The organism is Rheinheimera sp. (assembly GCF_020217005.1).
GTDB lineage: Bacteria > Pseudomonadota > Gammaproteobacteria > Enterobacterales > Alteromonadaceae > Pararheinheimera.
In genome coordinates this window covers 1-10000 of record NZ_JAIWOI010000163.1, presented here as the reverse complement: position 1 = coordinate 10000, position 10000 = coordinate 1, and the positions used below count along the sequence as shown (strand labels likewise).

The window sequence follows — 10000 nt, the reverse complement described above, 5'->3', positions numbered from 1 at the left end:
AAAAAAACCAAAATCAAGTTGGCTTAGCTGCTAAATAGTTTTTTCAGAGGATTCACTATAAAAATGTCATGAAAAGCTGATAAGTCGATGTCGATTCTGACAGCAAAATGGTGAAGGCCCTATGTTTTCTTTGTTTATGTTGTCCACAGATTCTGTGGATAACTTTGTGTGTTGTTATGTTTAATTGATTTAAGTTATTGAAATTAATTAAAAAATACTAATGGCACAAAATTTGTTTAGTTGGCGCTTTCGCAAATAATTGTGCTAAGGCGGGAAACTGCGAGTTTTCTTGTTGAATCCGAAAATTTTGCCGTAAAACATTTGTAACCCCTATGTATGAATTTTGTGTTTGATTTTTAATGGCAAGATTTCAATAAATATTTCCTGTCCGTAGCGCTTTTTGCTTTAGTTTCTGTCAAAGCTGGACGATAGTTGAAGCAGGGGGTAGACTCCGAATCAACGACTTGTGGTAAGTACAGCAATCACCAAGAGGAGTACCTGCGATGTCAGCTATGTTTTCGACACTCAAAGCGGGGCTGCAGTACAGCCGTGACTGGCCTGTGGTACTAGAGTTAAACGCGATTTTTCCGGAGAATAAAATTATCCGGATGACAAACTTTGCCCAAAAAACATTACCAGCAGTAGCAGCTGTGGGGGCTCTGGTACAGTTTAATCTGTTGGGCGCGAGTCAATTGCCTCTGATCCTGACTATGATGTTATGTATTTTGTCTATGCCGCTTCAGGGCTGGTATTGGCTTGGGAAAAGAGCCCAGACCGAATTGCCGCCTGGTTTGAGTAGCTGGTATGGTGAAATTAAGCAAAAAATGCAGGAGCAGGGGTTACAAACCCAAAATCCTCAACACAAGCTGCGGTACGCGGATTTAGCATTGTTACTAAAACAAGCGTTTGGGCAGCTGGATAAAGCCTTCCTACGCGATTGGCTTTGATAGCTCTAAGTGAGCAAAACGGCGGTATTACTAATCGTGCACTTTCGTTTCTGAACTTAGGGTGATCAAAGGCCCTGAGTCGATTTAGCTTTTCGCTGCGCCTACAATAGATGTTACTTTGAATACTTTATTTACCGGACAAATAAATTCGTTGGTAAAAGGTGTAGACCCATTCTGGTTTATAAACCACCAGCAAGGTCATTGCCATGCCGTTAAGCAAGGCTTCGGGTAGAGCTGCCAGCGGTATAAATATCAGGTATCCTTCATACAACTGATGCGAGCTATAGTGTTCGGCTTGGATCCAGGCTTGCAATAACATAAATACCACCAGACCCAGAGCACTGTTTAAAAAGGCTGCGACAAACAGATAAACAAACAATTGCCGCTGAAGATAATGAAAACACAGCAAATAAACGAAGTAGTTTAATCCAAGCACTAACCAGCCACTAAGCAGAGTCCACAGCAGTTGCTCTAAAGCTTTTTCTGACATTAGCCATTGCAGCGCCATCACTAAAACAAAAAGTAAAGCACTTAAACGCAGACCGAATACTAACACCAGACTGGTCAGAGCCAAAAAATGAATGGAAAGTGCGTCCAGCACGGTCGCATTTGTTTGCCATAGCAATGCCAATATGCAAACACTGGCACCAGCTACAGGCCAGGGAACAGCTTTGCTGCGAATTTCGTCCCAGAAATTCGCATTAAACAACAATGCCGCTAGCAACAGCAGACAAAATGCGGCGAGCATCAGCTTAACTTAAATCGAAATTTGACCAGACAGGCGCATGATCAGAAGGTCGATCCAGGCCACGCAGCTCATAATCGATATCGCTTTCTGTGCACAAAGCTGCCAAAGGAGCAGTGGCCATAACAACATCAATTCGCAGACCTCTGTTGTCATCAAAACCTTTAGAACGGTAGTCGAACCAGCTGTATTTTTCTGTAGCCAGTGGATGCAACGCGCGGAAAGTATCGATCAGGCCCCAACCTTTTAATGTGGCCAACATCTGCCGCTCCTCTGGTAAAAAGGAACACTTGCCTTCTTTTAACCAACGTTTGGCGTTGGCTTCGCCTATACCTATATCCAGATCTTCCGGAGAAATATTGATATCACCTATCACTGCGACATAATCATCCGGGCTATGATGCTCAATTAAATACTGTTGCAAGTCGGCGTAAAACTTTTGTTTCGCCGGGAATTTGGTTTCGTGGCTGCGGTTTTCGCCTTGTGGGAAGTAACCGTTTAATAAAGTCAGAGTTTTACCACTATCCAATGCAAAAGTACCAATTAACATACGACGTTGAGCATCTGGCGCGTCAGTTGGGAAGCCATAAAGCATAGACTGAGCTGGCTTTTTACTGAGAATGGCCACGCCGTAATGACCTTTTTGTCCAAAGTAATACAAGTGGTAACCGAATTTCTGCATCTCTTCGAGCGGGAATTCATCATCATGCACTTTAATTTCCTGTAAACCGACAAAATCAGGAGAATGTTTAGCCAGTAAAGCTTCGATTTGATGTGGTCGGGCGCGTAAACCATTTATGTTAAATGAAATTATTTTCATGCTGAGTCTCTGATCCGGATGAGAGTAAAAACGTCTGAGTTGCATACTAGCATTTTGTCTGCTCGAGGGTGAACAGCTGCTTGCTCCCTCTGGCGACAAACTTTAAGCTATGCCTTTGCCCTGATGAGTCTGATGTTGTGAACTCTGAGTTACCCGCCTATCAACTAAAATTTTCCGCCAAAAGGCGTAGTATTCAGCTGAAAATTCAGTCTGGACAGCTATGGGTGTGCGCTCCTGCCGGCTGCGACCTGAAATTGATTCAGCAACTTATTATGCAAAAAAAACACTGGATAGATAAACATCTTCAGCAGCAACAGCAGACCGAAGCAGGTTGGCTGGAACAAGGGCAAATTCCATTTTTTGACGACAAATTGCAGCTGAAAATTGTACAGGACTCGGTGAATCAATTTAGTCTGGATGGTGATTGCTTGTGGTTGCAGCTATCGCACCGAAATAAAATGGATAGTCAGCATAAATGGATAGAGAAGCTGGTAACAGGCTTTTATATGCAACAGGCGCAGCTGTGGTTTTCGCAGCAAGTATTGCATGAGCAGCAGCGCATGTCCCTGCAAAGCAGACAGGTGCGGGTGTGTAACTTTAAAGCAAAGTGGGGCAGTTGCGATTCATCGGGCTTGTTGAGTTTTAACTGGCGTCTTTTAATGGCACCAGCCTGGGTAGCCCGTTATGTTGTAGTGCACGAATTGGCACATCTGGTGCACATGAATCACAGTAAAAATTTTTGGGCATTAGTTGCAGAATTTAATTCAGACGCAGCCAAAGCCAGGCTTTGGCTAAAGCAAAACCAGCATTGGATGCAGTTATAACTTTGACTTTGTCCAGTTTTACATAAAATCTAAACATTTCTCCCCGATCAGCCCCGCGTCTGTATCTGGGGGATTTATTCTCAGGTGACAAAAGAAAGCCGACCATAAGGCCGGCAAAGTTTACTTCTTGGGAGAATAGAAAGATGATTCAGGTAGTCTGACCCGTTACAGCTGAAAAAATTCAATTTTATTTCTGTTTTTTTGATCTGTGCACTTTGCTTTGCAGTTTCCGTTGCTTAATCAGGAGTGCAGGCTTTCCAGCTGATGGTGTTTTCTGCTTTAATTCGCTGCGACTTGCCTATGGGGCGAACAGAATTAACAGCAAATTGGCCGTTTAGAGCCACTCTTCTACTTCAGGACAACAGCATGACAAACCCTCTGCGTATACAACAACTGATAAAGTTGGTAGATTTAACCCGTTTAAATGATCAGGATGATGCTGCTGCTATGCAGCAATGGCTAGAGCAGGATCTCGCCTGCACAACACTGTTACCTGCCGCTATTTGTGTTTACCCTGACTATCTGACTCAGGTCAAAAATTTTCTGCAGCAAAAAAAGCTGGTAGTGAAATTAGCAACTGTTGTTAATTTCCCGTCAGGAGCTTTACCTTTGGTGCAGGTTCTTGCACAAATAAAAACAGCATTAGCAGCTGGAGCTGATGAAATTGACTGCGTATTGCCGTACCAGATTTTATTGTCGGGTCAAACTGAATTAGTAAGAGACTTTTTAGCGCAAGTGCGCAACGCAACAACGGGGCACTGTTTAAAAATCATCATTGAATCAGGTGAATTAGGTACTTGTCAGCAGATAGGTAAAGCTACAGAACTGGTGATAGAGTCAGGTGCTGATTTTGTGAAGACGTCTACAGGCAAAGTCAAAGTTGGAGTCACAGAGGAAGCCGCACGTGTTATGCTTGCAGTAATAGCTGCCTCAGAGCGCCGCGTTGGATTTAAAGCATCAGGCGGTGTGCGGTCGGTGGACTTTGCGTTAAAGCTGGTCAGTTTGTTTGAAGAACTGACAGGTGAGGTGGCAACAGCTCAGTATATGCGCTTAGGTGCCAGTGCCTTAATGAAAGACCTAAGTCAGCAACTGGATTACTGAGACCTGAAGAAAACAGCCGCTTCGACGCAGATTAGCGGCTGTAGCGTTTCTCTTCCTTCAGTTTATTAAACTGCTGCAGCAGTTCCTGATGCCGTATTTTGTGATGTTCTGGCAAAGGCATGTTATCCACTATTCTGAACGTCTTACGGCATTTTTCGGCTAACTCAAGGGGTTTCTTCCGTTTTGGGTCTGCCATCATTTGGATCGCGGTCTGAATAAAGTTTAACGCACTACCTGTATTCATAGGCGCTACTTCTAAAGCCTGTTCGAAGCGTAATAAAGCCTGTTCGTAATTGCCTTCTTTGTAGAACTGAATACCTTGTTTGTTTAATTCATTGAAACTGGTCTGGCGGCTTAAGGAGCGGCTTTGTTGCTCGCTGAAAAGTTTTTCCAACAGAGGATCTATAGCACCGGCCAATGCCTGCAGTTTCTGAGTCAGGCTTGACGCCTGTTCAAACTCACCTATCTGATTCAACAGCAGCACGGCGTCAGCGGCGCAATGTGGGATAGGTGGGAGTTCATCTGGTTGCTCAGGATCTATTTCAGGAGCCATCTGTGCCGCGACACGATCCGACACAGTTGCATAGGTCTTTTTCGCCAAATACTGCTGGCCACTTAAAGATTCCAACCGTGCCTGGCACAAAGTTTCGAACAATTCGAAGTCAAAGTCACGGATGACCGTATCTTCCCTTTTTGCTCTGTGAATGGCCATTAAGGCTTCTTGCTGGTACTTGTTGCGCTGGTTTAATTCTTCAGAGCGAGAGGCTGCGTCTATCACAGTGCGAATATAGTTAAGCAGGTGTACAACTTCCTGACGTGCTGAGCGCCGGGTAATTTCGTAGATTTGTTTGCTGGCCTGCACCAGACTTGCCAGGTCATCCATGCTGCGGGCTATATCCATTAACAGATTTTGCCTGCTGACAGAAAAAGGAGAAATCACAATGGCCTGAGAAATGACCTCCATCGCTTCTTCCATCAAGCCCTGAGCTATTAAATTTCTGGCTTTGAGATCATAAGCTTCGGCAAAATACCTGTTGGTGTCTATAGCTTCGTTACATAACTCCATACTTTCATCATAGCGCTCTTGCTCAAAACACAAACGAGCCTGCAGTAACAAGGCCCAGTTCGTGCGACTGAATGCCAAGGTTTCAGACAATAAAGCCTCAGCTTCGTCATATTGCTTTAGTTTCAGATGAGTTTCTGCCTGTATGCGACCACACAAAGAATGGTAACGGCTGTGGTTTTCACGTTCTTGTTTGCAGGCTTCGATCACCAGTTCCGGCTGGTCGTCAAACATAGCCTGATAAATTGGTGCCAGCTGTTTCTTTCTATTTTGGATTTTAACCAGACGGGTGCGCAGTACACTTTGTGAAAAAGGTTTAATGATGTAATCATCAGGTTCAGCTTCAATGGCCCCTACGACCATAGGGACCTGATTTTCTCCTGTGACTATCATGTAAACGGCACCTGGATGTAGCAGCTTTTTTTCCCGCAAATCTTCTAATAGCTGGCGGCCGTTTTTACCTGAACCTAGGTTGTAATCTACAAACAATACGTCGTATGAGCCGTGCATGCATTTCCACAACGCTTGTTCACCAGTCAGGACAAAGGCAATATTGGTCGCGCCCATTGAATACAGTATGCCTTTGAGCAATAACTGGAAGGGGCGTTGGTCATCAACAATAAGGACTCGAAGATTTTCGAGAGTTTTGTACGACATTCAGCAAACCTATCGATTCAATTATCGCAAGTGTTGATAATATGTTGGATTTTAGCAAGGAAAATTTAGCGACTTACACTGGAACTTTAACGCAGGAAGAGAATGGTGGAGGGGGAAGGATTCGAACCTTCGAAGGCAGTGCCGGCAGATTTACAGTCTGATCCCTTTGGCCACTCGGGAACCCCTCCACAAGTGTGGTGCGCATCTTATCAAAAAACATTTTGATGTAAAGGAAATTACTTAACTTTTTTGTCTGACTGCCGATAAAGCAAACAATAAGATGTTTTTGTGCAGATTTTATGCTGATTAATGAGTGGCAAACCGGTGTTCGGTTAAATGAGGCGATACAACAACATAACCTGAGCGATTTTTCTCTCTGGTTAGCATTTTTGTCGCCTGCTGTTGAAGAATTCGCGCAGTTTTATACACCTGATGGTCAGGAAGCGAGATTTAAGCCTGACTTGTATCAGCAACTTGGTATACAGCAAACCAGACCCTTTTCATTTTTACCTGCGGATGAGTTGCACCTAAAGCAACAGGCCACTGCTTTTCAACAAGGTGGCGCTGTCGCTTTGCATTTAATGCACTGTCTGCAAGGCGCACCTTTGGTGATGGAAGACAACAAATACAAATTGCCTGATGAGGTGAAATCGGGCTTAAGCTTGCATGCAAAGCGTCATTTGAACCAACAGAAACCAGAAATGATGCAGGCTGATCCCACAGCTTTGTATGAAATTCTCAATCAGTTACAGGCCTGAAGCGGATGCTGGCATTTTTTAAATTTAACACCACTGCCGCAAGGGCAGACATCGTTACGGGATAGTTTCATCGACGGATGTTTGATTAATACACCACTGCAATACATCCAGTGGCCTTGTTCCAGCTCAAAATCTGAGACTTCATCCAGCACTTCTAACTTATCTCCAACTAAATAGGTCGCAACAAAATGTACCTGATTTGTTGTCAAGCTTGCATCGTCCAGTATTTTTAAACGGATAAAACGCACAGCTTTTGCGAAGTCTGCTATATCAGACTGGCTGTGTTCCGGGCGGACCTTCGAGTGATAAGTCTGCAAAATATAGTCATAACACTGCGGATTTTTATCATGATGGCAATAAGCGCTATAACGTGAACGCATCAGTTGTTCAGGGGTTTGGGCAAAAGCCACACCACAGATCAGGGGGTCGCAACAGGAAATAAAAGCTTTACCTGATCCGCAATAACACAAAAAAGACGCCATAATCGTTACAATCTCACACTGCTTTTGATTATTCAGCGACAGCGTTATGAAAAACTCTGGCCAAAACAATCAATATAAACTTTATCTGAGCCTAGTGTAAGCAAAATGCCCTTCAAGACCAAGCCAGTTCTGTTGATAAAACAGCTTGTGACTGACTGCAGGCCTGCATTAGTGGCTGACAGCAAGACGTTGTTTCGCAGACTGAACCTGTGCTACATCACTGCTTAACTGATAAAAACAAGTTTGATGCTGTTCCGCCAATTGTTGATAGTGCTGCAGCGAGCTTTCACTGAATTGATCTTGCCATACAACAACAGCGCTACAGGTTGTACTGCTTAATGCGTCGCACAATACGGTATCAATGTTGCTGATTTGCTTTTGCTGGATCACCAGCACTTTAGACATGTCTAAATCGAAACCACTAAAAGTAGATTTATCTGGTAACTGGTTAGGTGCCAATAACAACACCCAACCTGATTGTTGTTGGTGTTGCTGAATAATAAACAGCAATTCGGGTAGGGCTAATTGACCTGTGGTAACCTGCAATTTGTGATAAAACGCGGATTGACCAGTTTTGTGTTGTAACTGAGTTTGGCTAAGTAAAGAGTAGCTGTGAACTGCTTTGTTTAAATTCAACATAGTGATGCTCCAATACTGTTTGTATTTACAGTGTATGGATATACAGTAGTTTTCCGCTGTTTAAAAAGCAAGCTCTTTTTATAAAGTTTTTGCCTGTTTTTTGTGCTTCATCTAATGCCTAGTTATTACTTATTGTTTTGTAAGGTAATTTTTTCAAAGCGCTCAGCGGCTAATTGTTGTGCTTGTTGTTGATCCAACAGTGTTAAATGTTTAGTCAGTACTGTACAAGCCTGTTCCGCTGTGGTGTCTTGTTGCAAAGCCGCCAGAATAAACCAGCTGTAAGCAAAAACGGCGGATTTAGGTACTCCGGCGCCTTTTAAATAGCAATGACCCAACAGGACCTGAGACTGCAGATGTCCCATATAAGCTGCCCGACAAAACAGTGTGGCAGCCTGATGCACATCCTGCTGTTCAGTGCAGGTGACAGCCTGCTGAAATAATAGTTCTGCGTCCTTCTTTAATAAGAAGTCGCCACGAGCTTTGCTCTGGTCTTTCGGTGGCAAGTAAGACAATTCAGCGCCTGGTGACTGCAATAGAAGCTGCAATAACTGCTGATGTTCTTTCAACTTGGCATCTACTTCAGCCAAAGTTAAATCATCGATGCCGTTAAACTCCGGGCTGAAAAGTTGTGGTGTGGTCATAAGTACAAAATCCGGTCTTAAAAAAGCGCGCTATTAGACCCAAGGCTCAGGGCAGGGTCAAGCGAATGTGCCTGCTTTGTGCTTTGAACTGTCAGATTTCTGACAACAAACACAAATGCCTGGGTTTTTCCTGCGAAAATCGCGCCATGTTGTACCTTTCGTGGCATCGTCATATGAATGTCACACAGCCTTCTTACACTTCGGCTATTAACTCAAGTTGTGCGAGTGCAGTAGATGTGGACAGATGAAAGTTACAGGCAAGAACTGGTCAGTATTTTACAGCAGCGTAAGTTGCAGCCGCTGTTTCAGCCTGTACTGGATTTTAACTCAGGCTATATTCAAGGCTATGAGGCACTGATCCGTGGCCCATCTGACAGTCCACTGCATTCTCCTTTGGTGTTGTTTAAAGTGGCACATCAGTGCCAGTTATTGCCTGAGCTTGAGATGCTCTGTCGTGAGCTGAGCATAGCGGCCTTTGCTGCAGCTGGTGTTCAGGGCGATTTGTATTTAAACGTCAATCCACTGTTATTACTTTCCAACGATCACCCGTCCGGTTTAACCTTGGCTTTGTTAGACAAATATCAACTCAACCCAAGTCGGGTGGTCATTGAGTTGTCAGAGCAATATCAGGTGGATGATTCCAGCGTGCTGATTAATGCGGTGCATCATTACCGGGAGCTGGGTTTTCGTATAGCCATTGATGATTTAGGCAGTGGTTTTTCTGGTCTGAAGCTTTGGTCTGAACTTAAGCCAGACCTGATTAAAATTGACCGTTATTTTATCAGCCAGGTGCATGCTGACCCAACAAAAAAACAATTTGTCCGCAGTATTATTGCCTTAGCCAAAAGTACAGGCTCGGCTGTAGTAGCTGAAGGTATTGAGACCAGGGAAGAATTACTGCTCTGTCAGGAACTGGGCGCTGACTATGGCCAGGGCTATTTATTAGGTCGTCCCAATGCGGTGATGAGTGCTGTGGTGACAGGTAGTTATCAACTGAACCCAAATCAGGGGAGTGCACCACCGAGTTCAACTGAGCAGGTAGGGGCTTTATTGTTGTCCGTGCCTGCGGTCGCAAGTATAACCACAGTAGCGCAGTTGTTTGATTTATTTAGTAAAAATCCACAGTGGTCTAGTCTTGCCATAGTAGAGGATGAGCAGCCTGTAGGCATAGTGCAAAAGTCTGTTCTATTTGAACTCTTCTCAAGCCCTTATGGTCGCGCTTTATACGAAAAGAAAAGTGTGAAGGCGTTGATGGATAAAGATGCGGTAATAGTGGATGAGAACAGCACACTGGATCAGCTTAGCCAGCAAGTGACGGATCAG

The 10000-nt window shown here is 44.1% G+C and carries 11 protein-coding genes and 1 tRNA gene; 5 read left to right on the top strand and 7 right to left on the bottom strand.

Annotation, left to right across the window (positions count from 1 at the left end; translation table 11 throughout):
- Positions 1 to 503: 503 nt before the first annotated feature.
- The gene (gene yfbV, locus LDL40_RS07955) at positions 504 to 947 is read left to right on the top strand and encodes a terminus macrodomain insulation protein YfbV (RefSeq protein WP_300994731.1); all 444 of its coding nucleotides are present in this window, start codon (positions 504 to 506) and stop codon (positions 945 to 947) included.
- 127 nt (positions 948 to 1074) lie between these two features.
- Here yfbV and LDL40_RS07950 read toward each other — a convergent pair whose 3' ends face one another.
- Together LDL40_RS07950 and xthA are read right to left on the bottom strand one after the other, a co-directional pair.
- Entirely contained in the window at positions 1075 to 1695 is a 621-nt protein-coding gene (locus LDL40_RS07950) for an energy-coupling factor ABC transporter permease (protein ID WP_300994730.1), read from the bottom strand.
- A gap of 4 nt (positions 1696 to 1699) precedes the next feature.
- A complete protein-coding gene (xthA, locus tag LDL40_RS07945) occupies positions 1700 to 2512 on the bottom strand; it encodes an exodeoxyribonuclease III (RefSeq protein WP_300994728.1) in 813 nt (270 codons plus the stop codon).
- 68 nt (positions 2513 to 2580) lie between these two features.
- Here xthA and LDL40_RS07940 point away from each other — a divergent pair, with 68 nt between their 5' ends.
- The gene (locus LDL40_RS07940; RefSeq protein WP_367304307.1) at positions 2581 to 3336 is read left to right on the top strand and encodes a M48 family metallopeptidase; all 756 of its coding nucleotides are present in this window, start codon (positions 2581 to 2583) and stop codon (positions 3334 to 3336) included.
- Between the two features lie 366 nt (positions 3337 to 3702).
- Positions 3703 to 4437, top strand: coding sequence for a deoxyribose-phosphate aldolase (gene deoC / locus LDL40_RS07935; protein WP_300994726.1), 735 nt, complete (start codon positions 3703 to 3705; stop codon positions 4435 to 4437).
- A 31-nt stretch (positions 4438 to 4468) separates the two neighbouring features.
- On the opposite strand, the gene LDL40_RS07930 is transcribed toward deoC, so the two are convergent.
- Together LDL40_RS07930 and LDL40_RS07925 are read right to left on the bottom strand one after the other, a co-directional pair.
- Positions 4469 to 6157: a tetratricopeptide repeat-containing response regulator gene (locus LDL40_RS07930; protein WP_300994725.1), complete on the bottom strand. Its 1689-nt coding sequence runs from the start codon at positions 6155 to 6157 to the stop codon at positions 4469 to 4471.
- 103 nt (positions 6158 to 6260) lie between these two features.
- Positions 6261 to 6345, bottom strand: a tRNA-Tyr gene (locus tag LDL40_RS07925).
- 111 nt (positions 6346 to 6456) lie between these two features.
- On the opposite strand from LDL40_RS07925, the gene LDL40_RS07920 reads away from it, so the two are divergent.
- On the top strand, positions 6457 to 6915 hold the full coding sequence (locus LDL40_RS07920; RefSeq protein WP_300994724.1) for a VC2046/SO_2500 family protein: 459 nt from the start codon (positions 6457 to 6459) through the stop codon (positions 6913 to 6915).
- Here the strand turns inward: LDL40_RS07920 and LDL40_RS07915 are convergent.
- The 3 genes from LDL40_RS07915 to LDL40_RS07905 all read right to left on the bottom strand — a co-directional run bounded on the left by LDL40_RS07915 (position 6900) and on the right by LDL40_RS07905 (position 8677).
- Positions 6900 to 7397: a YchJ family protein gene (locus tag LDL40_RS07915; protein ID WP_300994723.1), complete on the bottom strand. Its 498-nt coding sequence runs from the start codon at positions 7395 to 7397 to the stop codon at positions 6900 to 6902. The two genes, LDL40_RS07920 and LDL40_RS07915, sit on opposite strands and share 16 nt — an antisense overlap.
- A gap of 168 nt (positions 7398 to 7565) precedes the next feature.
- Positions 7566 to 8036, bottom strand: coding sequence for a cell division inhibitor SulA (locus LDL40_RS07910; RefSeq protein ID WP_300994722.1), 471 nt, complete (start codon positions 8034 to 8036; stop codon positions 7566 to 7568).
- A gap of 125 nt (positions 8037 to 8161) precedes the next feature.
- Positions 8162 to 8677 carry a tetratricopeptide repeat protein gene (locus tag LDL40_RS07905; RefSeq protein ID WP_300994721.1) on the bottom strand — a complete coding sequence of 172 codons (516 nt, stop codon included), beginning with the start codon at positions 8675 to 8677 and terminating at the stop codon, positions 8162 to 8164.
- 234 nt (positions 8678 to 8911) lie between these two features.
- On the opposite strand from LDL40_RS07905, the gene LDL40_RS07900 reads away from it, so the two are divergent.
- The coding region (locus LDL40_RS07900; RefSeq protein WP_300994720.1) for an EAL domain-containing protein at positions 8912 to 10000 on the top strand (1089 nt) is incomplete at its 3' end.

Excerpts from the sequence above, each read along its gene's own strand:
- yfbV (WP_300994731.1), top strand. The coding sequence starts at position 504 with ATGTCAGCTATGTTTTCGACACTCAAAGCGGGGCTGCAGTACAGCCGT.
- LDL40_RS07950 (WP_300994730.1), bottom strand. The coding sequence starts at position 1,695 with ATGCTCGCCGCATTTTGTCTGCTGTTGCTAGCGGCATTGTTGTTTAAT.
- xthA (WP_300994728.1), bottom strand. The coding sequence starts at position 2,512 with ATGAAAATAATTTCATTTAACATAAATGGTTTACGCGCCCGACCACAT.
- deoC (WP_300994726.1), top strand. The coding sequence starts at position 3,703 with ATGACAAACCCTCTGCGTATACAACAACTGATAAAGTTGGTAGATTTA.
- LDL40_RS07930 (WP_300994725.1), bottom strand. The coding sequence starts at position 6,157 with ATGTCGTACAAAACTCTCGAAAATCTTCGAGTCCTTATTGTTGATGAC.
- LDL40_RS07920 (WP_300994724.1), top strand. The coding sequence starts at position 6,457 with ATGCTGATTAATGAGTGGCAAACCGGTGTTCGGTTAAATGAGGCGATA.
- LDL40_RS07915 (WP_300994723.1), bottom strand. The coding sequence starts at position 7,397 with ATGGCGTCTTTTTTGTGTTATTGCGGATCAGGTAAAGCTTTTATTTCC.
- LDL40_RS07910 (WP_300994722.1), bottom strand. The coding sequence starts at position 8,036 with ATGTTGAATTTAAACAAAGCAGTTCACAGCTACTCTTTACTTAGCCAA.
- LDL40_RS07905 (WP_300994721.1), bottom strand. The coding sequence starts at position 8,677 with ATGACCACACCACAACTTTTCAGCCCGGAGTTTAACGGCATCGATGAT.